General features: G+C 73.1%; 19 protein-coding genes. 6 read left to right on the plus strand and 13 right to left on the minus strand.

The features are described from left to right. Window positions 1-36: 36 nt before the first annotated feature. The 6 genes from ACIOD2_RS14005 to cbiE all read right to left on the minus strand — a co-directional run bounded on the left by ACIOD2_RS14005 (window position 37) and on the right by cbiE (window position 8,464). Window positions 37-3,132, minus strand: coding sequence for an arabinosyltransferase domain-containing protein (locus ACIOD2_RS14005; protein ID WP_400537605.1), 3,096 nt, complete (start codon window positions 3,130-3,132; stop codon window positions 37-39). Window positions 3,133-3,165: 33 nt separating this feature from the next. Beyond that, window positions 3,166-3,810 carry a 5,6-dimethylbenzimidazole synthase gene (gene bluB / locus ACIOD2_RS14010; RefSeq protein ID WP_400537607.1) on the minus strand — a complete coding sequence of 215 codons (645 nt, stop codon included), beginning with the start codon at window positions 3,808-3,810 and terminating at the stop codon, window positions 3,166-3,168. Further along, on the minus strand, window positions 3,807-4,526 hold the full coding sequence (locus ACIOD2_RS14015) for a cobalt-precorrin-6A reductase (protein WP_400537609.1): 720 nt from the start codon (window positions 4,524-4,526) through the stop codon (window positions 3,807-3,809). Before ACIOD2_RS14015 ends, bluB begins: the two co-directional genes overlap by 4 nt. Then, complete coding sequence (locus ACIOD2_RS14020) at window positions 4,523-5,539, minus strand: Gfo/Idh/MocA family protein (protein WP_400537611.1); 1,017 nt, start codon at window positions 5,537-5,539, stop codon at window positions 4,523-4,525. Before ACIOD2_RS14020 ends, ACIOD2_RS14015 begins: the two co-directional genes overlap by 4 nt. Further along, window positions 5,536-6,294 (minus strand): precorrin-4 C(11)-methyltransferase, encoded by a 759-nt coding sequence (gene cobM / locus ACIOD2_RS14025; RefSeq protein ID WP_400537613.1) that lies wholly within the window; start codon window positions 6,292-6,294, stop codon window positions 5,536-5,538. The genes ACIOD2_RS14020 and cobM overlap by 4 nt, the downstream gene beginning before the upstream one ends. Before the next feature lie 961 nt (window positions 6,295-7,255). Next, window positions 7,256-8,464 carry a precorrin-6y C5,15-methyltransferase (decarboxylating) subunit CbiE gene (gene cbiE / locus ACIOD2_RS14030; protein ID WP_400537615.1) on the minus strand — a complete coding sequence of 403 codons (1,209 nt, stop codon included), beginning with the start codon at window positions 8,462-8,464 and terminating at the stop codon, window positions 7,256-7,258. A gap of 76 nt (window positions 8,465-8,540) precedes the next feature. Here cbiE and ACIOD2_RS14035 point away from each other — a divergent pair, with 76 nt between their 5' ends. The 4 genes from ACIOD2_RS14035 to cobC are packed head-to-tail and all read left to right on the plus strand — an operon-like array spanning window position 8,541 to window position 13,456. Beyond that, window positions 8,541-10,502, plus strand: coding sequence for a putative cobaltochelatase (locus ACIOD2_RS14035; protein ID WP_400537617.1), 1,962 nt, complete (start codon window positions 8,541-8,543; stop codon window positions 10,500-10,502). Next, a complete protein-coding gene (gene cobO / locus ACIOD2_RS14040) occupies window positions 10,502-11,116 on the plus strand; it encodes a cob(I)yrinic acid a,c-diamide adenosyltransferase (protein WP_400537619.1) in 615 nt (204 codons plus the stop codon). The genes ACIOD2_RS14035 and cobO overlap by 1 nt, the downstream gene beginning before the upstream one ends. Beyond that, the gene (locus ACIOD2_RS14045) at window positions 11,110-12,447 is read left to right on the plus strand and encodes a cobyrinate a,c-diamide synthase (RefSeq protein WP_400537621.1); all 1,338 of its coding nucleotides are present in this window, start codon (window positions 11,110-11,112) and stop codon (window positions 12,445-12,447) included. The genes cobO and ACIOD2_RS14045 overlap by 7 nt, the downstream gene beginning before the upstream one ends. Beyond that, complete coding sequence (gene cobC, locus ACIOD2_RS14050; protein WP_400537623.1) at window positions 12,440-13,456, plus strand: Rv2231c family pyridoxal phosphate-dependent protein CobC; 1,017 nt, start codon at window positions 12,440-12,442, stop codon at window positions 13,454-13,456. Before ACIOD2_RS14045 ends, cobC begins: the two co-directional genes overlap by 8 nt. On the opposite strand, the gene ACIOD2_RS14055 is transcribed toward cobC, so the two are convergent. The 5 genes from ACIOD2_RS14055 to ACIOD2_RS14075 all read right to left on the minus strand — a co-directional run bounded on the left by ACIOD2_RS14055 (window position 13,431) and on the right by ACIOD2_RS14075 (window position 16,991). Then, entirely contained in the window at window positions 13,431-13,907 is a 477-nt protein-coding gene (locus ACIOD2_RS14055; protein ID WP_400537625.1) for a hypothetical protein, read from the minus strand. The two genes, cobC and ACIOD2_RS14055, sit on opposite strands and share 26 nt — an antisense overlap. After that, window positions 13,904-14,419, minus strand: coding sequence for a SigE family RNA polymerase sigma factor (locus ACIOD2_RS14060; protein ID WP_400537627.1), 516 nt, complete (start codon window positions 14,417-14,419; stop codon window positions 13,904-13,906). The genes ACIOD2_RS14055 and ACIOD2_RS14060 overlap by 4 nt, the downstream gene beginning before the upstream one ends. Window positions 14,420-14,433: 14 nt before the next feature. Continuing rightward, window positions 14,434-15,165, minus strand: a complete 732-nt coding sequence (locus ACIOD2_RS14065; RefSeq protein WP_400538048.1) for an adenosylcobinamide-GDP ribazoletransferase — start codon at window positions 15,163-15,165, stop codon at window positions 14,434-14,436. A 196-nt stretch (window positions 15,166-15,361) separates the two neighbouring features. Then, window positions 15,362-16,375 carry a nicotinate-nucleotide--dimethylbenzimidazole phosphoribosyltransferase gene (gene cobT, locus ACIOD2_RS14070; RefSeq protein ID WP_400537629.1) on the minus strand — a complete coding sequence of 338 codons (1,014 nt, stop codon included), beginning with the start codon at window positions 16,373-16,375 and terminating at the stop codon, window positions 15,362-15,364. A 13-nt stretch (window positions 16,376-16,388) separates the two neighbouring features. Continuing rightward, the gene (locus ACIOD2_RS14075; RefSeq protein ID WP_392761758.1) at window positions 16,389-16,991 is read right to left on the minus strand and encodes a bifunctional adenosylcobinamide kinase/adenosylcobinamide-phosphate guanylyltransferase; all 603 of its coding nucleotides are present in this window, start codon (window positions 16,989-16,991) and stop codon (window positions 16,389-16,391) included. A 36-nt stretch (window positions 16,992-17,027) separates the two neighbouring features. Between ACIOD2_RS14075 and ACIOD2_RS14080 the strand changes: the two genes are divergently transcribed. Together ACIOD2_RS14080 and ACIOD2_RS14085 are read left to right on the plus strand one after the other, a co-directional pair. After that, complete coding sequence (locus ACIOD2_RS14080; RefSeq protein ID WP_400537631.1) at window positions 17,028-18,086, plus strand: cobalamin biosynthesis protein; 1,059 nt, start codon at window positions 17,028-17,030, stop codon at window positions 18,084-18,086. Next, on the plus strand, window positions 18,083-19,564 hold the full coding sequence (locus ACIOD2_RS14085; protein ID WP_400537633.1) for a cobyric acid synthase: 1,482 nt from the start codon (window positions 18,083-18,085) through the stop codon (window positions 19,562-19,564). Before ACIOD2_RS14080 ends, ACIOD2_RS14085 begins: the two co-directional genes overlap by 4 nt. Window positions 19,565-19,567: 3 nt before the next feature. Here the strand turns inward: ACIOD2_RS14085 and ACIOD2_RS14090 are convergent, their stop codons facing one another. Continuing rightward, window positions 19,568-20,191, minus strand: coding sequence for a septum formation family protein (locus tag ACIOD2_RS14090; RefSeq protein ID WP_400537635.1), 624 nt, complete (start codon window positions 20,189-20,191; stop codon window positions 19,568-19,570). Window positions 20,192-20,255: 64 nt separating this feature from the next. Next, on the minus strand, window positions 20,256-21,023 hold the full coding sequence (locus tag ACIOD2_RS14095; protein WP_400537637.1) for a CbtA family protein: 768 nt from the start codon (window positions 21,021-21,023) through the stop codon (window positions 20,256-20,258). Window positions 21,024-21,036 lie beyond the last annotated feature (13 nt).

Consider the following 21,036-nt stretch of genomic DNA (forward strand, 5'->3'; position numbering starts at 1 on the left):
ACTCAGAGTCCCTCAAGGTGGCCTTCACGGACAACGTCAGCGGGTGGGGTCTTTGCCGTTCGGCTGGCTCGGGCCGGGGCCCGGTGACCACCAGCCCGGGATGGTTTTCTCCCCGTGGATCACCGTGGGCGCGATGCCTTCGGTGAACGGCTCGATCTGCAGCAGCTGGCCCCACGACTGGCTCGGCTGGCCGATCAGGTAGCTCGGCACCTCGGGCTCCTCGGCCAGCTCCTCCAGCCAGCCGATCGGGCCGCCGTTCGTCGAGGACGCCCACTCCGCCTCGTCCGCCAGGCCGCCTGCCGTGATGCGGTACTCCGGGACCTGGGAGATCCCGTCGTGGGACGTCACCGGCTGGGCGCACGGGTAGACGAACGACGCCGGCCAGTCGATGTACACCGGCTTCGACCCGATCTTGTCCGTCAGCGTCGTGAACGTCGGGACGCGCGGGGCCGACGCGGCGATCCAGCCGTCCTCCGTGAGGTCGTTGTCGACGATGTTGATGCGCACCGCGTTCGTCTCCGCGGGGAGGTCGCGCAGGTTGATGCGGGTGTCGCTCCAGCCGCCCGTGCCCGAACCCGGCGGCAGCACGAACTGGCTGCGCAGGATCTTCACGCCCTCGGGGGTGTTGACGCCGTAGTCGAGGCTGACCGACGTCGGCCGCCGGGGTGCGCCCGCCGTCGCCACCACCACCTGGCCGTCACCCGGTTTCTCCGTCAGCGCGTACCAGTCGCTGCGCAGGCGGCCCGCGCGCGTCTCCGAGTCGAGGTAGCTCGACCACATCGGCACGTTCTCCGGCGTGAACCCGTGCGGCGGCTCGGCGAGGGGGTCCTTGTCGTCGACCGGGCGGGTGTGGAAGCCCGTCTGGACGCGGCCGTTGTCGCGGTCGGGGTTGGGCAGCGGCGAGTTCTCCGGCGGCTTGGTCTCGTCGGCGACCGTGCGCTGCTCGGTCTGCGGGTGCAGGATGCTCGTCGCGGCGTCGCGCTCCACCATCACGTGGTCGGAGAGGTTGCAGCTCTTGCCGAACAGGTGCCCGACGTTCGCCGCGCCCAGGCTGTAGCTGCCGGCCTGGTTGTGGATCGCCCACGCCATCGTGACGAACTCGCCGCCCGCCACCAGGCCGCAGACCACCACCAGCGACAGCGAGCCGAGCCGCAGCGCGCGCAACCGGCCTTCCTGCACCGGGGGCGCGGCGGTGGGCCGATGGGCGCGGACGTTCTCGACGAACGCGTAGATCCCCGCGATCGCGGCCGCCACCAGCAGGATCGTGGACAGCCCGATGCCGCCGATCGACGGCGCCACGTTCGTCCACTGGACGCCGAGGCGGGAGACGAACCAGTACGTGTTGGGCCCGGTCGCGGCGAGCGCGCCGACGACCAGCAGCCCGGCCAGGAACGCAGCGCGGTTGCGTTTGGACCGCAGCACGGTCGAACTGGTCGCGAGCGCGGTCAACGCCGCCATCGACGCGCCGACCGCGGCGAACGCGCCGAAGTGGTGCGTCCACTTCGTCGGCGTCAGCGCCAGGAGCAGGAAGAACAACGCCGTCGTGCCGATCAGGCGGCGCGCCGGGCCGAGCGACGCGCCCTGGATGCGGCCGCGGCGCAGCAGCATCACCAGGCAGGTGGCCGTGCACAGCACGATCAGCAGCACCGGGAACCGGCGTGGCGCCGAGCCGTCCGGCAGGTCGGCGAACAGCAGCTGGTAGCGCGCGAGCTCCTGGAACCACGACAGGTTCGGGCCGACCTGCGTGCGGATCCGCGTCGCCTCCTGGACCGTCGCGAACGTCTGGTCGGCGAACACCACGACCAGCACCAGCAGCCCGGCCGCGGCGACCGGCGCGAGCACCGGCAGCCAGCCGTTCTCGTTGGCGCGCTGGCGGATCAGCTTGAACAGCGGGCGCGCGGCGACCAGGAACGGCGCCACCGCGATCAGCCCGGTCGGCGTCGCGGCCAGGGTGAACCCGGCCGCGGTCAGGCCGAGGCACAGCGGCAGCAGCCGCCGGGTCACCAGCGTCCGTTCGACGGCGCAGATCGCCAGCAGCGACCCGAGCGCGGCGACCGGTTCCGGGCGGACGCCGTTGTTGTAGGGCATCCACCAGACCAGGAACACCGTCGCGGCCGCCCAGCTGGCCGGGCGGCTGGTGCGGACCTGGGCGCCGAGGCGGGGCATGACCTCGCGGCTGATCAGCAGCCAGCACAGGACGCCGAGCAGGAACGACGGCAGCCGGATCCACGGCGGCACCACGCTGACGTGCGCCATCAGCTCGAACACGTGGTAGAACCAGCCGAACGGCGCCTCGGCGACGCCGAACCAGCGGTGGTAGTTCGTCAGGAACCCGGTCTGCTCGGTGACCCGGGCCATGGTCAGGATGTAGCCGTCGTCCGAGGTCACGGGCCCGATGAAGACCCACGCGCCGAGCGCGGCGATCACCGTCGCGTCCCGCAGCGTCAGCCGCCACCAGCCGACCGGCGCCCAGCGCGGCGCGCGGCGGGCAAAGCCGGAGTCGCGGCGCCAGACCGCGATCATGCAGCCGATCAGCGACAGGATGGCGAGCACGCCGACGGCGACCTTCAGCGCGGTCGGCGACGTCTGGTAGCGCGTGTCCGGCACGACCGAGACGTGCAGGCCGGTGATCGGGTCCTTGCCCGAGTTGATCGAGGAGTAGATGCCGACCACGCGGGGCCGGACGTCGCCGCCGGTGTGGAAGATCGGCGTCCCGGCCACGGCGAGGGTCATCTGGGTCGCGTCGACGTCCAGCTCGACGTCGCACTTCTCGGCGGGCAGCGGCTGCTGGGCGATCTGCTGGCCCTGGCTGGAAGCGAACAGCACGCCGTTGTCGACGCGCAGCTGCAGGCCGACGCCCTTGCCGGCGTTCGGGTCGGTGCGGCCGTCCGGCACGGTGGCGAAGAGCAGGCCGGGACCGTTCGTGCGGGCGTCGACCGAGCGGATGGCCGCGCACGGCAGCTCGGCGCGCAGGTCCTGGGCCCAGTACCCGGTCAAGGGCGCGTTGACGGAGCGGGTGTCGCTGCCGGTCGGCCAGACGACCTCCGCCGTGTCCTGCACCACCGGCAGGAAGGGGAAAGCCAGCGCGCACAAGGCCGAGAGCAACCCCAGCGCTACGGCAATCAGACGCATCGGCGCAACGCTAACGGGTCAGACCGAGGCGCTTTACGCAGGCCCCGGGTCGTGCGGCGTGAACCGCCCGTGGTGTATCGCCGCGCTCAGGGGACGGCGGCTGCGCCAGCCGTGGCGCTCCAGGTCGGGCAAGGTTTCGAGCCGGCTCACCGGGCCGACGCAGAGCCACGCGACCGGGCGGACGCCGTCGGGGATGCCGAGCAGCTCGCCGAGGAACTCCTCGCGGTAGAAACTGACCCAGCCGACGCCGAGGCCTTCGGCGGTCGCGGCCAGCCAGAGGTTCTGGATGGCCAGGCAGACCGAGTACAGGCCGGCGTCGGCGATCGCGTGCCGGCCCAGGACGTCGGGGGCGCCGCGCGCCGGGTCGTAGGTGACGACGATGCCGAGGCTCGACTCGAGAACGCCCTCGATCTTGATGTTCGCGAAGGTGCCGGCTCGCTCTTCGCTGAGCTGCTCGGCGAAGACCTCCCGCTCCTCGTGGACGTGCTTCGCGAACCGCTCGCGGGTCGTGTGGTCGTCGACCAGCACGAAGTCCCAGGGCTGCGTGAGCCCGACGCTGGGTGCGGCGTGCGCGGCTTCGAGGATCCTCGTCAGCGTCGCGCCGGGGATCGGCTCGCCGGTGAATTCGCCGCGGACGTCCCGGCGTTTGCGCAGGACCTCGTAGAACTCTTCGATCATCGCTTCAGGACCCATTCGACGGCTTCGGGCACGGTCTCGGCGGTCTCCGTGACGGGCCTCGGCGGCCGCCGGACCAGCAGCACGGGCACACGCAGTTCGCGTGCGGCCGTGAGTTTGGCACTGGTCAGGCCGCCACCGGAATCCTTCGTGACGAGGACGTCCACGCGGGTGAGCAGTTCGCGCTCGCTGTCCACTTCGTACGGTCCGCGCGCGAGGAGCAGCTCGTGGTGCCGGGGCAACGGCGGTTCGGGCGGGTCGACGCAGCGGATCAGGAACCAGAGGTCGTCGAGGTGCGCGAAGGCGGGCAGCCCCTGGCGCCCGCTGGTCAGGAAGACGCGTTTGCCCAGGTCCGGGAGCTTTCTCGCGGCGTCGGCGAGGTCGTCCGCCCAGTGCCAGAGGTCGCCTGGGTGCTCCTGCCAGCCGGGCCGGGCGAGCCGCAGCAGCGGGATCTTGGTGAGTTCGGCGGCTTTCGCGGCGTTGGCGCCGATTCGCTCGGCGAAGGGGTGCGTCGCGTCCACGACAGCGCGTACGTCGTTCTCGCGCAGGTACGCCGCGAGACCTTCCGGGCCACCGAAGCCGCCTACGCGCACTTCGCCGACGGGGAGCCGCGGCCGCGCGACGCGTCCCGCCAGCGAAGACACGACGCGCACTCCGCGGTCTGTCAGCTCCGAAGCGAGCTTCCGTGCTTCGCCCGTTCCGCCGAGGACGAGGATCACGAAGGACGTCCGTAGCCGACGGCCTCGCGCCAGCGGTCGAGCGTCCGCATGTTGGCCAGCGTCTCCGCCCAGGTCAGCTCGGGCGCCTGGCGGTCACCGATGTGCGTGGCGACGTGATCCGCTTCGCGCGCGAAGAGCCCCTGGCTGGCTTCGATGTCGATGACCTCGGGCTCCCCGTCGAGCGGGGTCAGGATGATCTGCGACGTCACGGGCTTGCGGAGCGCGTGGATCCACGCCGGGCGCGGCACGCTGAGCCGGCCTCGGCTGCCGTAGACGTGGATGCCGTCCTCCTGGGCCAGCCGGAAGCCGCACGACAGCCGCGCGAGAATGTCGCCCGGCAGCCGCAGCAGGCCGGTCGCGTACTCGTCGACGCCGGACGCGGACAGCTTCGCCATGGCCGTCACCTCTTCCGGCTCGACGACGTCGACGCCGAGTGCCGCCTGCGCGACCAGCCTCGCCAGCGACGTGCAGTAGCAGCCGACGTCGAGGATCCCGCCGCCACCGAGCGCGAGGTCGCCGAGCCGATCGACTTCGGTGTCTTCGACGTCGTAGCTGAAGGTCACGTCGACCGCGCGCACCTCGCCGATCGCGCCGGACGAGATCAGCTCGGCCAGCCGCCGCGTCTGCGGGTGCAGCCGGTACATGAACGCCTCCATCAGGAAGACGTCCTGCTTGCGAGCCGCGGCGATGACGTCCTCGGCGTCGGCGGCTGTGACGGTCAGCGGCTTTTCGCACAGCACGTGCTTGCCCGCTTCGGCCGCCGCGATCGCCCACTCCTGGTGCATCGGGTGCGGCGTCGAGACGTAGACCGCGTCGATCTCCGGGTCGGCGAGGAGGTCTTCGTAGCTGCCGTAGGCCTTCGGGATCTCGAAGCGCGTCGCGAATTCCCGCGCCCGGTCGGCGGACCGCGCGGCGACGGCGGTCAGCACGCCGTGCCTGCTCTCGTCGACGCCCGCGGCGAACTCGGCGGCGATGGTCCCGGCGGCCAGCAGCCCCCAGCGCAGTTCCGTCACAACGACTCCGGTTGGTTCGCCCGGTCGCGGGCACTGGAATAGAGGAAGCTGTCGGGAAACCCGGCCGCGGCGAGCACCCGGCCGACGAAGATGGTCGCCGCCCGCGTCATCCCGGCTGCCCGCACCAACTCCGGAAGTTCGGCCAGCACCCCGCGCACGACGGTTTCGCCGGGCTGGCTGGCGAGCGCCACGACGGCGACGGGGCAGTCGGCGCCGTAGTGCGGGCTCAGCTCGCTGGTGACCCGCTCGACGTGGTTGATCGCCAGGTGCAGCGCGAGGGTCGCCCCGGTGGCGGCGAACGCGGCGAGGGTCTCGCCCGGCGGCATCGCGGTCGACCGGGCCTGGACGCGCGTGATGATCAGGCTCTGCCCGACCTCGGGCACGGTCAGTTCCCGCCCCAGCACAGCAGCCGACGCGGCAAAGGCCGGCACGCCGGGCACGACCTGGTAGGGCACACCGGCGGCGTCGAGCCGCCGCACCTGCTCGGCGACGGCGCTGTAGAGCGACGGATCACCGGAGCACAACCGCACGACGTCGTGCCCGGCTTGGTGTGCGCCGACCAGCTTTTCGACGATCTGCTCGAGGCTCAGGCCGGCGGTGTCGACCTGCTCGGCGTCGGGGCAGTACGCGAGCAGGTCGGGCGGCGTCATGCTGCCGGGATAGAGGCAGACGCCGCAGCGGCCCAGCAGATCCCGCCCGCGCACGGTGATCAGGTCCGCGGCCCCGGGGCCGGCACCGACGAAGTACACGGTCACCGGCTGCTCCCCGGGGTGTTGGCTGCGGTGGCGCGGCGAGTCGTCGGCTGGGTTCCGCAGGCGCAGGTGAAGCCATCGGCCGATGGTCGCGCCCCGCAGGTGTGGGCTTCGACGGCGCGACCGGTCATTGGCTGTGCTTCAGGCGTGCGGGCCGTGGCGGTGTGGCCGGTCGGGTGCCGTCGCCCGCAGGTGCGGGCGCCGGTGGCGCGACTGGTCGCTCGCCTCGGTTCGCGGGCAGGGGCCGCGGTGGCGCGACCGGACAGCCATCGTGCTCCGCAGGTACCGGCAGCGGTGGTGCATCGGGTCGCTCGCCGTGCCCCGCGGGTGTGGGCTGTGGTGGTGCAACCGGTCGTCGGCCGTGCCTCGGAGACTCGGGCCACGATGGCACCGCCGCCGGTTGTCTGCGCCTCCGGCGCTTGGGCAGGCGTGGCGCAGGCGGTCGCTCGCGGTGCCTCGCAGGTGCTGGCCGGAGTGGCGCAGCCGGGCAGGCGTGGTGCCTCGTAGGTGCGGCTGCGATCGGCCACTCGCCGGCCTACCCGGGTATGGGTTGCGGTGACGCAGCCGGACGATCGCCGTGCCCTGTAGGTGAGGTCGCAGGCGGTCGCTGGCGGTGCCGCGCAGGTGCTGGCCGCGGTGGCGCAGCCGGATGGCCGCCGTGCCCTGTAGCTGCGGTCGCAACCGGTCGCTCGCGGTGCCCTACAGGTACTGGCCGCGGTGGCGCAGCCGGACGGTCGCCGTGCCCTGTAAGCGTGGCCGCAATCGGCCGCTCGCGGTGCCCCGTAGGTGCTGGCCGCAGTGGCGTAGCTGGACGGTCGCCGTGCCTCGTGGGTGCGGCCGCAATCCGCCGCTCGCCCCACGCGGGTGTGGGCTGCGGTGTCGCAGCCTGCCGGTCGCCGCTTCTCGGGGGTGCGAGGCGGAGTGGTGTGGCCGGGCGTGCGGTCCCAGGCTGCGGCAAGGCCGGTCATTGGCTGCTCCACTGCGTGACCGTGCGCGCCGGTGTCCAGCCGGTGAAGCCGCCCAAAGGCGCGGCTCGCTCGACCGCGATCCGCAGCAGCTCGCCGCCGTACTGCTCGTACGCCCTGGCCAAGACCTGCTCGGCCTCCAGCGTGACCCCGTGCGCCACCACTCGGGCGCCGGTGGCCAGGCACGCGTCCAGGACGCCCGGCAGCGTCACCCCGCCGCCGATGAAGACGGCGTCCGGTTCGGGTAATGCGCTCAGCGCTTCGGGTGCGTCTCCGGTCACCACCTCCAGTTCCGGTACTCCCAGGTCCACCGCGTTGCGGCCGATCCGCTCCGCGCGCTCGGGCTCACGCTCGATCGCGATCGCGCGGTTCAGCCCGTGCATCCGCGACCATTCGATGCCGACGCTGCCCGCGCCCGCCCCGACGTCCCACAGCAGTTCGCCGGGGGTCGGGGCGAGCCGGGCGAGCGCCGAGACCCGCAGGTCGCGCTTCGTCAGCTGGCCGTCGTGGGCGTACACGTCGTCCGGGATGCCGATCAGGGGCAACGCCGGGCCGGTGCACTCCAGCGCGAACACCGTCAGCGGACCGGGATCGCCGGTCCAGCCGTCGGAGATGCGCTCTTCCGGCCCGCCCAGGTTCTCCAGCGCGAACAGCTCGCTCTCGCCATAACCCCGCACGGTGAGCAGGGAGCGCAGAGCCGCCGCGTCGGCACCCAGCACGAGCACTCGCCGGAACGGCGCCAGCACCCGGGCCACGCGCGCCGACGATCGGCCGACGAGGGTCACCACCTCGGTCTCCTCGGCGGACCAGCCCAGCCGGGCCCGGGCCAGTGTCACCGACGAGAGCGCGGGCAGCGCCTCGACTTCGTATCCATGGGCCACCAGCGTAGAACCCACCCCCGACAAAAACGGATCTCCGCTGGCCAGGACGCACACACGGTGGCCTTCGTGCTCGGCGAGCAGCGCGTCGAGCCCGGGCAGCAACGGCGACGGCCAGGTCACCGCCGGCACGTCCGGAGGCAGATACCCCAGCTGCCTCGGCGCGCCGATGACGACGTCGGCGCCGAGCACCAGGGCCTGGGCCTGTTCGGACAGGCCGGGCCAGCCGTCGGCCCCGATCCCGACCACCGTCAGCCGTCGCCGGTCCCGCGGGGGGAGCACGTCGGCGAGGTCGCCGGTCACCGCTGGTGGACGTGATTCTTCGCGCACGATTTCCCACCCTAAGCGAGGCGGGCGCTGTGCGATGATCGGCTGGTCGCCGACCTCCGCCGCTGAAGGAGCGCTGTTGAAGCCGTACCCGTTCACCGCCGTCGTCGGGATGCCGGACCTGCGCCTCGCGCTGATCCTGTCCTCGATCTCGCCCGCCGTGGGCGGGGTGCTGGTGCGGGGTGAGAAGGGCACCGCGAAGTCGACCATGGTCCGCGCGCTCGCGGGCCTGCTGCCGGGTGTGGATGTCGTCGACGGCTGCCGCTTTTCGTGTGATCCCGCGGCTCCCGACCCGCTCTGCCCGGACGGCCCCCACGACGGCGCGAGCAGTCACCGACGTCCCGCACGGCTGGTCGAGCTGCCCGTCGGCGCGGCCGAAGACCGCGTCGTCGGCTCGCTGAACCTGGAGAAGGCCCTGGCCGAGGGCGTCACGGACTACCAGCCCGGTCTGCTCGCCGCCGCGCACCGCGGGCTGCTGTACGTCGACGAGGTCAACCTGCTGCACGACCACCTCGTCGACACCCTGCTCGACGCCGCCGCGATGGGGCAGGCGACCGTCGAGCGCGAGGGCGTCTCGGTGTCGCACGCGGCGCGGTTCGTGCTGATCGGCACCATGAACCCCGAGGAAGGCGAGCTGCGCCCGCAGCTGCTGGACCGGTTCGGCCTGACCGTCGAGGTCGCCTCCAGCCGCGATCCGGAGCAGCGCGTCGAGGTCGTCCGCCGTCGCCTCGCCTACGAAGCCGACCCGGACGCCTTCGCCGCCGGGTACGCCGACGACGACACCCGCCTGGCCGAGGAAATCGAGTCGGCGCAACGGCTTCTGCCCGCCGTCAAGCTGCCCGACGACGCGCTGCGGCAGATCGCCGAGATCTGCGCGTCGTTCGAGGTCGACGGCATGCGCGCGGACATCGTCACCGCGCGCGCCGCGGTCGCGCACGCCGCCTGGGCCGGCCGCGACGAGGTGACCACCGAAGACGTCCGCGTCGCCGCGCGGCTCGCGCTGCCGCACCGGCGGCGCCGCAACCCGTTCGACGCCCCCGGGATCTCGGAAGAGCAGCTGGAGCAGGCCCTTCAGGACGCCCAGCCGCCCGAGCCCGGCCCCGAGGACGACGGCCCGGGCAGCGGTTCGACGCCGCCCGAGGCACCGCAGGAAGTTCCGCCGGAGGTTCCGCAGGGCGACGCGCCAAAGGGCCAGCCCCAGCAGCAGGGCGGGCAGCAGAAGACCGTCGGCGCCGGGGAGACGTTCAAGGCCCGCGTGTTCCGCGTCAAGGGCATGGGTGAGGGCGAGCGCGGACGCCGGTCGCGCGCGATCACCGACAGCGGGCGCACCATCGGCGTCCAGCCCCCGAGCGTCCGGGACGGGCGGCCGCACCTGGTCGCGACCGTCAAAGCCGCGGCGCCGCACCAGAAAGCGCGTGGCCGCGAGGGCGCCGGGCTGAAGATGCGGCGGCAGGACCTGCGGTTCGCGCTGCGCGAAGGCCGTGAGGGCAACCTCGTGCTGTTCTGCGTGGACGCGTCGGGCTCGATGGGCGCGAAGGCCCGCATGCGCGAGGTCAAGTCCGCGGTGCTTTCGCTGCTGCTCGACGCTTACCAGCGTCGTGACAAGGTCGGGCTGGTCACTTTCCGCGGTGACACCGCCGAGCTCGCGCTGCCGCCGACGATCAGTGTCGACGCGGCCGCGTCCCGCCTCGAAGGCCTGCCGACCGGCGGCCGCACCCCGCTGGCCGAAGGACTCCTGGAAGCCGCGCGAGTCCTGCGTGTCGAAGAGATCCGCGATCCGCGACGCCGTCCGCTGCTGGTCGTCGTCACCGACGGCCGCGCCACCAGCGGCGCGAACGCCGTCGCGCGCGCCCAGGCCGCGGCCGGGCTGCTCACCGGCGTCACGACCGTGGTGATGGACTGCGAAAGCGGCAGGATGCGCCTCGGTCTCGCCGCGGATCTGGCCGCGCACCTCGGCGGCGAGCACGTGCCGCTGGCCGACGTCGCCGCGGAGTCCCTGGCCGACGCCGTCCGCGCGCGCACCGCGGGAAGGGCTGCCTGATGCCGCAGGGGAAACCGGACGTCGTCCCGAAGGACGGGCTGACCACGCGCCAGCGCCGCAACCGGCCGCTGCTCGCGGTGCACACCGGTGAGATGAAGGGCAAGTCGACCGCGGCGTTCGGGATGGCGCTGCGCGCCTGGAACCAGGGCTGGTCGATCGGCGTGTTCCAGTTCGTCAAGTCGGCGAAGTGGCGCGTCGGCGAGGAAGCCGCGTTCCGCGCGCTGGGCAAGCTGCACGACGACACCGGCGAGGGCGGGCCGGTCGAGTGGCACAAGATGGGCGAGGGCTGGAGCTGGGCGCGCAAGTCCGGCACCGATGAGGACCACGCCGAGAACGCGCGTGAGGGCTGGGCCGAGATCAAGCGGAGGCTCGCCGCCGAGACGCACGACTTCTACGTCCTCGACGAGTTCTCCTACCTGCTCAAGTGGGGCTGGCTCGAAGTCGACGACGTCGTGTCCACTTTGGCCGATCGGCCGGGGCACCAGCACGTGGTCATCACCGGCCGGTACGCGCCGCCGGAGCTGATCGAAGCCGCTGATCTCGTCACCGAGATGACCAAGGTGAAGCACCCGATGGACGCCGGCCAGAAGGGCCAGCGGGGGATCGAGTGGTAGCGCGCGTGGTGATCGCCGCGCCCGGTTCCGGGCACGGCAAGACCACCATCGCCGCCGGCCTGATGGCGGCCCTGCGCGCGGCCGGGCATCGGGTGTCCGGGCACAAGGTCGGTCCCGACTTCATCGACCCGAGCTACCACGCCCTCGCGACGGGGCGCCCGGCGCGGAACCTCGACCCGTTCCTGCAGGGTGAGGACACGCTGATCCCGTTGCTGCGCCACGGTTCCCGCGACGCGGACATCGCCGTGATCGAGGGCGTGATGGGCCTGTTCGACGGCGCGCTCGGCACCGAGGGCTACGCCTCGACCGCGCACGTGGCCCGCCTGCTGGACGCACCGGTGGTCCTGGTGGTCGACGCTTCGGCGGCCTCGCGCAGCGTCGCGGCGACCGTGCTGGGGTTCGCTTCCTACGACACGCGGGTGCGGCTGGCCGGCGTGGTACTCAACAAACTGGGCTCGCAACGGCACCTCGACGAGATCGCGTCCGCGCTGGAAGCCACCGGCGTGCCGCTGCTGGGTGCGTTGTACCGCAACGAAGAGATCCACGCGCCGAGCCGCCACCTCGGTCTGGTGCCCGCCGCTGAACGGTCCGCGGAGGCCGAGCGGGTGCTGCCTTCGCTCGCCGCGTGGGTCGCCGACGGCGTCGACCTGGAGGCGATCGTCCGGATCGCGTCGGGGGCGTCCCGGCTTTCGGCTCCGATGTGGGAACCGTCCGGTGTGGACGGTCCACGGGTGACGGTCGCGGCCGCGGGCGGCCAGGCGTTCACCTTCCGCTACACCGAGAACCTCGAGCTGCTCGCGGCCTGCGGGGTCGACGTCGTGGACGTCGACCCGTTGCGGGACAAGACGTTGCCGGACGGCTGCGCCGGACTGTACTTCGGCGGCGGGTTCCCCGAGGTGCACGCGGCCGAGCTGTCGGCGAACACGGCGTTGCGCGCCGAGGTCGCGAAGGCCGTCGACCGCGGGATGCCGGTCAGCGCGGAATGCGCCGGGCTGCTGTACCTGTGCCAGTCGCTGGACGGCGTGCCGATGGTCGGCGCGGTGCCGGCCGACGCCAAGATGACGGCGCGGGGCAAGCTCGGGTACCGGCGGGCGGTCGCCGTCGAGGACAACGTGCTGGCCACGGCCGGTCAGCGCGTCACCGGGCACGAGTTCCACCGCACGGAAGTCACGCCGTCGCACGGCGCTTCGGCGGCCTGGGGCTGGGACCGGCAGCTGGACGGCTTCGCGTCGCCGACGCTGCACGCGTCCTACCTGCACGTCCACTGGGCGGGGTATCCCGAACTGGCGCAGCGGTTCGCGTCGAGCGTCCGCGCTTTCGCCCATGGGTGACTACGACCTCCACCACCACGGCGACCGCGAGGTCGGGCCGGGGCTGGTGGATCTCGCGGTGAACGTCCGCCTGCCGCGGCCGCCGTCCTGGCTGCGGGCCGAGCTGGCGTCCGCTTTGGACACTCTCGCGGCCTACCCTTCTGCCGTCGAGGCAACTTCCGCCGTGGCGGCGCGGCACGGACGTTCCCCTGCGGAGGTGCTGGTCACCGCAGGCGCGGCGGAGGCGTTCACGCTGCTGGCGTCGGCGCTGCGGCCGCAGCACGCGGTCGTCGTGCACCCGCAGTTCACCGAGCCGGAGGCCGCGCTGCGGGCCGCCGGGCATGCGGTCTCGCGGGTGGTTCTGTCCGAAGTGGATGGGTTCGTGCTGGACCCCGCTGCGGTGCCTGAGGACGCGGATCTGGTGTTCGTCGGCAACCCGACGAACCCGACGTCGGTGCTGCACCCGGCGTCTTCCCTGCGTGCGCTCGCCCGGCCCGGGCGGCTGGTCGTAGTCGACGAAGCGTTTCTGGACGCCGTGCCAGGGGAGGCTGAAAGCCTGGCGTTTGGTGTGCCGGGTGTCGTTGTGCTGCGAAGCTTGACCAAAACCTGGGGTCTAGCGGGATTGCGGGCGGGTTATGTGCTGGCCGAGCCGGACGCGATCGAGCGGCTGCGCGCGGTCCAGGTGCCGTGGTCAGTGTCCACTTTGGCCGGTGTCGCGACGGTGGCGTGCTGCCGTCCGTCCGCTGCGGAGGAAGCCGAAAAGCTTGCTGTGGCGGCGGAATCCGACCGTGAGTACCTGGTGTCCGGCTTGGCTGCGGTGGGGGTGCCGGTGCTGGGCGAGCCGCGTGGCCCGTTCGTGCTGGTGCGGGTGCCCGGCGGTGCCGACGTCCGTCTGCGGCTGCGTGACGCGGGCTACGCGGTCCGCCGCGGCGACACGTTCCCCGGGCTGGGGCCGGACCACCTGCGCCTGGCGGTGCGCGACCGCGAGGTGACCGACGGATTCCTCACGGCACTACGCAGGTGTGTTTGAACGACGTCGCGCCGCGGCGGACCAGGAAGTTCACCTCGTGGCCGAGGGAGTCGCGGAAGATCATCCCGGAGTCCGTCATGAACATCGTGCCCTCCTGGTAGGGGTCGCCCCAGCCCGCCGGTGCGCCACCGTTCGGCCCGTACAGCGGCTTTTCCGCTTCGAAGAAGGTGATGCCGCTCTGCATCTCGTCGACGCCGCAGTGGGTGGTGAGCGCGAAGTTCGGCAAGAAGCCGTGGGTCTGCTGCGGTAGGCGAACAGCGGGGACGAGTGTCTTGGGCGTCGGTTCGTCCTGGCTCGCGAACACGATCGCGCCGGCGACCAGGATCGTGACGGCCGCGACCAGCGCGGGAACGAGCACCCGCCGTCGTGGCTTCGTCTCGGTTTCTGCGACGTCGACGCGGTCGGCGAGGGCTTCGAAGGCGTTGCGCAGCCGGGTTTCGACGTCGGTCATCGGAGCTGTCCTTCCAGTTTCGCGAGCGCGCGGGACGCGCAGGTTTTGACCGTGCCGCGGGAGACGCCGAGCGTGTGGGCGATCTCGGCTTCGGAGAGGCCGGACCAGTACCGCAGCACCAGCACCTCGCGTTGCCGACGCGGCAGTTGCCGCACGGCCGCGATGACCTCGCGGTGTTCCTCGTCGAGCAGGGTTTCGGCGTCGGCGGGCGGGCCGTCGTCCCGCTCGGCCTTGCGGTGCCGCAGGCGCAGGGCGGCCCGCCGCTGGGCGGAGCGGGCGCCGTTGACGACGGAGACGCGCAGGTAGCCGCCGGCGCCGTCGGGGTCTTCGAGCGGCCATCGTTTGAAGAGCGCGACGAAGGCGTCCTGCACGACGTCCTCGGCGAGGCCGCGGTCGCCGAGCAGCAGCACGGCCAGCCGGACGAGGCCGGGGCGGTGGGCACGGAAGAGTTCCGCCAGGTCCACGGCGGTGTCAGCGCTCAGGGTGTCCTCCTTGGCGTTTACCTGGTACACGCCGGGCGGAGGCCTCAGGTTGACAGCGCGAGCAACGCGGCCGCAACGCCCACCTCGACGCCCGCGCCGAGGACGTCGCCGGTGACGCCGCCGAGCCGCTTGGTGCAGCGCCAGAGGAGCGCCGCGGCGACGGCGTAGGCCAGCAGGACGGCCAGCGGCCCGCGCCACCAGGCCAGGCCCGGCGCGAGTGCGGTCACTGCGGCAGCGACCACGGCCACTGCGACGGCCGCGGCCCTGGGCACCGAGCCCGCGACGGTCGCGCCGAGCCCCTCCGGCCGGGCCGGTGGGACGCCGTTCGCGCAGGACATCGACAGCGTGCAGCGCCCGGCGAGCACCGCCACCACGGCGGCCGCGATGCCGTGGTTCGCGGTGATCGCCCCGGCCAGCGCGCCGACCTGGACGAGCAGGACGAACACCAGCGTCGCGACCCCGGTCGGCCCGGAGTCGCCGCGGCGCATGACGTCGAGGGCCTTGGCGCGGTCGTAGGAGGCGCCGAGGCCGTCGGCGGTGTCGGCGAGCCCGTCGAGGTGCAGGCCGCGGCTGCCGAGGGCGACGGCGCCGAGCGCCAGCCCGGCCGTGGCGAGGGCGGGCAGGTGCACGGCCTGCCCGGCGGCGACCACCAGCGCGGCCGCCGCGGCCAGCGGAATCGCGGCGAGGGGAGCGAGCAGCATGGCGCCCCCGGCGACGCGCCGATCGATGACGCGCGGCGCCGGGACGGGCACGGTGGTCAGCGTCCCGGCGGCCATCCGCGCGGCATCACCCCAGCGGCTCACGTCACCGTGTCCGGCTCGAAGTCGCGGTCCGCTCGACCGCCTCTGAAGTTGTCCACAGCCGCGGTGGCGTCGGCGGAGTTGTCCACAGATCGCCGAACGGGGCTTCCCGCCCCCCACCCGCCGGTAGACTGGACAGGGGACGCCCCCCAGGGAGTGGTGGGGGCTGGGGTCATGCCAAGTCCGCCAGCAGGCCCATTTCCGCGATGATCGCCCGGGCCGCGCGCAGCGTCGGGATCGCCTGCACGGCGCCGCTGCCTTCGCCCAGCCGCAGCCCCAGGTCCAGGATCGGTTCCAGGCCCAGTGCCTTCAGCGCGAACGCCTGCGACGGCTCCGTCGAGCGGTGCCCGGCCAGCCACCACTGCTCCGCGCCCGGTGCGATGTCGCGGGCCACCAAGGCCGCCGCTCCCGAGAAGACGCCGTCCAAGACCACCGGGATGCCGTGGACCGCGGCCTGGACCAGGAACCCGGCCGTCGCCGCCAGGCACGCGCTGCCCAGCGCCGTCAGCCGCTCGAACGGGTCCTCCACCCGGCCCGCGGTGCGCGTCAGCGCCGCCGAGACCGCCGCCGTCTTGCGGTCCAGGCCCGCCTCGTCGACGCCGGTGCCGGTGCCGACGACCTCAGCGGCCGGCAAGCCGAGCGAAGCCGCGACCAAGGCCGCGCACATCGCCGTGTTGCCGATGCCCATGTCGCCCGGGATCAGCACGTCCGCGTCGCGCTCTTCGTCCGCGATCGCGCGGCCCGCGTCGAACGCGGCCTGCGCTTCGCCCGGCTCGAGCGCGTCCTCGACGTCGATCGAGCCCGATCCGCGGCGGATCTTGTGGGCCGTCACGTCCGCGGGGACGTCCGAGCCGTCCCAGTCGACGCCGATGTCGGCGACCCGCACCTTGGCCCCGACCTGCGCGGCCAGCACGTTCACGCCGCTCTTGCCGGCGAGGAACACCCGCACCATCGCCGCGGTCACCTCGCGCGGGTAGGCCGAGAGCGCGGACACGCCGTGGTCACCCGCGAAGACGACCACGCGGACGTCGTCCAGCGGGCGCGGCGGCACACTGCCGTGCGCCGCGGCCAGCCAGGCGCCGATCTCCTCGAGCCTGCCCAGCGAGCCGAGCGGCTTGACCAGGCCGTCGAGCCGCTCGAGCGCGGCGGCGCGGGCGGCGGGGTCGGGCACGGGTACGTCGAACACGGGCGCCTCCGGTCTACAGGTCGAGCACCCGCCCCGCGACGACCAGCTGGACCCGGTCGGCGTCGGCGGACACCCGGTTGTTGAGTGCGCCCAGCACATCACGGAACAGCCGTCCGGACGACGTTGCGGGCACCACACCGCTGCCGACCTCGTTGCTGACCGCGACCACCGGCACCCGCGCCGCGGCCCACGCGGCGAGGAAGTCCTCGAGCCGGTCGTCCAGCCGGTGTTCCCAACCGCGCTTCTGCTCCCACGCGCCGACGTCGTCGAGCACCCGCGAGAGCCAGGTGCCGAGGCAGTCGATCAGCAGCGGCTCGGTCGCTTTCCGGAGGGTGCCGGCGAGGTCCGTCGTCTCGACGGTCTTCCAGTTCGACGGCCGCCGCGCCTGGTGCGCGGCCACCCGGGCGGCCCATTCGGGGTCGTCGTCGCTCGCGGGCAGGCCGGGCGCGACGTAGACGAGGTGCGGGTGGCGGGCGACGAGCCGCTCGGCGTGCCGTGACTTCCCCGAGCGGACCCCGCCGAGGACGAGCACCTTTCCTTCGTCGCGTCCGTACCGGCGGAGGGCGCGCGCCAGGTTTTCGAGATACCCGGCTAGCCGGTGCGTCAGCTTGGTCATACCGGGCATTGTGGTGCACGCGCTAACGTGCGCCACGTGCCACTCCGTCTAGGGACAACCGCGGCCGGACTCGTTACCGGATATGTCGCCGACGCACTGTTCGGTGACCCCCGTCAGGGTCATCCGGTCGCGATCTTCGGCACGGCCGCGACACGTCTCGAACGCCGCATGTGGGCCGACTCGAAGCCGCGCGGAGCCGTGTACGCGGGCTTGTGCGCCTTCGCCGCTGTCGGCCTCGGCGTCGCGCTTCAGACCGCGACGCGGCGAAGGCCCTTCGCACGCTTCGCGGCTACTGCCGTCTGTACGTGGGTCGTACTCGGTGGACGCGGTCTAGCGGACGAAGGCGCGGAGATGGCGAAGCTGCTCGAAGCGGGCGAAGTGCCTTCGGCGCGTCAGCGGCTCTCGCACCTCTGTGCGCGCGACGCGACGACGCTCGACTCCGCGGAGCTGGCCCGCGCGGCGACCGAGTCGATCGCGGAGAACACGTCGGACGCCGTGGTCGCGCCGCTGTTCTGGGGTGCCGTCGCCGGGCTGCCCGGACTGCTCGGCTACCGGGCGCTCAACACACTCGACGCCATGGTTGGCTACCGCTCGCCGCGCTACCGCGAGTTCGGCTGGGCCGCGGCACGCGCCGACGACCTGGTGAACCTGGCGCCGTCCCGGCTCGGCGCCGCATTGACGGCGTTGTGCGCGCCCCTCGCCGGTGGGCGTTCGCGGGCGGCCTGGCGGGTCTGGCGCCGCGACGGCGGGCTGCACCCGAGCCCGAACGCGGGTCAGGTGGAGGCCGCGTTCGCCGGCGCGCTGGACATTCGGCTGGGTGGGACGAACAGCTACGGGGGTGAGGTCGAGCGCCGGGCTCGGCTGGGCGAGGGGCGCGACCCCGAGCCGGTCGACCTGCGGCGGGCGGTGCGGCTGTCCCGCCTGGTCGGGCTCGCCGCGGTCGTGGTCGCCGCGGTGGCAGCCCCCACCACTCCCTGGGGGGCGGCCCCTGTCCAGTCTATCGGGGTGGCGGCCGGGGGAAGGGCCGCTCGGCGATCTGTGGACAACTCGGCCGGTGCCCGGCCGGCTGTGGACAACTCCGGGGGTACGCGGTGAGCGGCCTGCTCGTCGCGGGGACGACGTCCGATGCCGGCAAGAGCCTCGTCACCTCCGGGATCTGCCGGTGGCTCGCCCGGCGCGGGGTGCGCGTCGCGCCGTTCAAGGCGCAGAACATGTCCAACAACTCGATGGTCTGCGCCGACGGCGCCGAGATCGGGCGCGCCCAGTGGCTGCAGGCGCGCGCGGCCCGCGTCGAACCCGAAGCCGCGATGAATCCCGTGCTGCTCAAGCCCGGCAGTGATCGGCGCAGCCACGTCGTCGCGCTCGGGAAGCCCTTCGGGACGCTCGAAGCCGGCGAGTACGCGACCGGGCGGGCCGGGCTCGCCGAGATCGCCTTCGGCGCGTTCGAAGACCTCAGCGCGCGCTACGACGTCGTCGTCTGCGAGGGCGCCGGCAGCCCCGCCGAGATCAACCTGCGCGGCGGCGACTACGTCAACCTGGGGCTGGCGCGGCGGTTCGGGCTGCCCGTGCTCGTCGTCGGCGACATCGATCGCGGTGGCGTGCTCGCCGCGATGTTCGGCACCCTCGCGCTGCTCTCGGCCGAGGACCAGGCGCTCGTCGCGGGCTGGGTGGTCAACAAGTTCCGCGGCGACGTCGGCCTGCTGCGCCCCGGGCTGGACAGCCTCGAGAAGGTCACCGGACGGCCGGTGCTGGGCGTGCTGCCCTGGCTCGACCGGGTGTGGATCGACTCGGAGGACGCCCTGGCCGCGGCCGGCTGGCGCCGGGAGGCCCACCGCGGCGGCCTGAGCGTGGCGGTGGTCCGGTTCCCGCGCGCGTCCAACGCCACCGACGTCGACGCCCTCGCCGCCGAACCCGGCGTCACGGTGTCCCTGACCGCCGACCCGGACACGGTCGCGGCGGCGGACGTCGTGGTGCTGCCCGGGTCCCGCGCCACGGTCGACGACCTGGCCTGGCTGCGCGCCCGCGGCCTCGACACGGCTCTGGCGGCCCGGGCGGCGGCCGGGAAGCCGGTCCTCGGCATCTGCGGTGGTTACCAGATGCTCGCGGAGTCCATTGTGGACGACGTCGAGTCCGGCGTCGGCGAGGTGGCCGGCCTGGGCCTGCTGCCGGCGCGGGTGACGTTCGCCGAGGAGAAGGTGCTCGCCCGCCCGTCGGGCGAGTGGCGCGGCACCCGCGTCGACGCCTACGAGATCCACCACGGCTCGGTGACGGCGTCCGCGCCCCTGGAGTCCTTTCTGGACGGTCACCGGTCCGGCGCGGTCTGGGGAACCCTGTGGCACGGCGCGTTCGAGAACGACGCCTTCCGCCGCGCGTGGCTCACCGAGGCAGCGGCGCAGGCGGGCGTCGCGTGGACGCCGTCACCGGACGCGCCGGGCTTCGCCGACCTGCGCGAGGACATGCTGGACCGGCTGGCGGACGCCGTCGACGAGCACCTCGACACGGCTGCACTGCTCACGGTGCTGGAGCTGGGCGCGCCGAAGGGCCTGCCGTTCGTGCCGCCCGGCGCGCCCTAGCCGTCACGGCCCGACGTGCCCGGTGAGCTTGCCGCTCGCCTTCCCTAAGGTGCAGGTCGCCTCCCGGGCTCCGGCACGCCAGGACGACTCGGTCGGGACGTGCGCGCGGAACTCGAGGCCGGGCGGCGGGGCGCCGTTCGTGAAGTACGCGGGCCCCGCGATCCGGCACAACGGCTCCGCCAGCTCCCGCAGCTTGGCGAGGCCCGGGTAGGCCTCCTCCCCGTTGGCGACGTCGACCCGGCCGGCGATCTGCTCGTCGTGCGGCACGTCGCAGGCCATCCGGATCACGTTCGCGCCGTCCGGGTCGGCGTCCAGGCAGTCGCCGATCGCCATGCCGCTGACTTGGTCCGGGCCGGCCGCGCGCTGCGGTGTGATCGCCACCAGACCGGCGCCCAGCCAGAGCACGCCGAGCACCATCCCGGCGATCGCCAGCCCGCTGCCGCTCCGGCCGGTGCGGCTGGTCCGGATCACTGCGCGGATCCCGAAGCCGAACGCGAGCGGGACCAGCCCGAGCAGCCCCGTGACGAACGCCGTGATCGCGAACCCGTCGGTCCCGGCGGACTCGACGGGCCCGCGGACGGTCGTCTGGGTGTGGTTGGACAGCGTCGAGCGCGTGTCGTCGAACAAGATTCCCCTCCGGAATCCCCCGACCCGGCGGGGAAATCCTAGAGGAGCGGCGCCGGTTGCGTGATCACGAAACGGCGGCGGCCGGGGCCTTCTTGGTCAGCGACTTCTCCGCGAGGGCACCGAAAGACAGTCCCAGGGCGAGCCAGAGCGTCGCCTGGGTGCCGATCGAGGCCGTGCGGAAGCGCCAGAGCGTCGACGCCGGGAACGCCGCCGGGACCTCGTCGACCACCGGCATCAGCCACGCCACCAGGGCGACCACCACGACGTAGCCCGCCGCCGCGAGGAGGAAGCCGTTCAGCGCGCCGAAGCGGTCCGCGAGCTTGCGGCCGAACACCGTCGCCAGGATGCCCGCGAGCAGCGACACCGCGACGAACCCGAAGTACAGCTCGGTGCGCGAGCCGATCGTGCCCGGCTGGCCCACTGCGGGCGGGTTGGCCGGGTACTTCAGGAACGGGATCAGGAACACCACGGCGAACGCGCCGCCGGTGAGCAGCAGCGCCGTCACGCGCGGCCGCAGGTTGCCGAGCCGGCCCTGGGCGAACGCGAAGGCAAGGGAGAGCAGGCCGCCGATCGCGACGGCGTAGACCAGCACCCCCGCCGCCAGCCCGACGGTGCTCTGGATGTCCCGCGGGACGAGCTCCTCTTCGGGCGCTTCGGCGGCCTGACCGGTGTCGGCGGCTCCGGCGTCGTGGGCGTGGTCGTGCGAGAGGGTCTCTTCGAGGCCGATGGACGTGTCGACCGGCGGCTCACCGAACGCGTAGGCGAAACCGAACGCGAGCACACCGGCGATCAGGCCCGCGAGCATGCCGCGGACCAGCAGGTTCTTCATCATGGGAGTACGTGCC

The organism is Amycolatopsis sp. NPDC088138 (genome assembly GCF_044741685.1).
In the GTDB taxonomy this organism is placed as follows: domain Bacteria; phylum Actinomycetota; class Actinomycetes; order Mycobacteriales; family Pseudonocardiaceae; genus Amycolatopsis.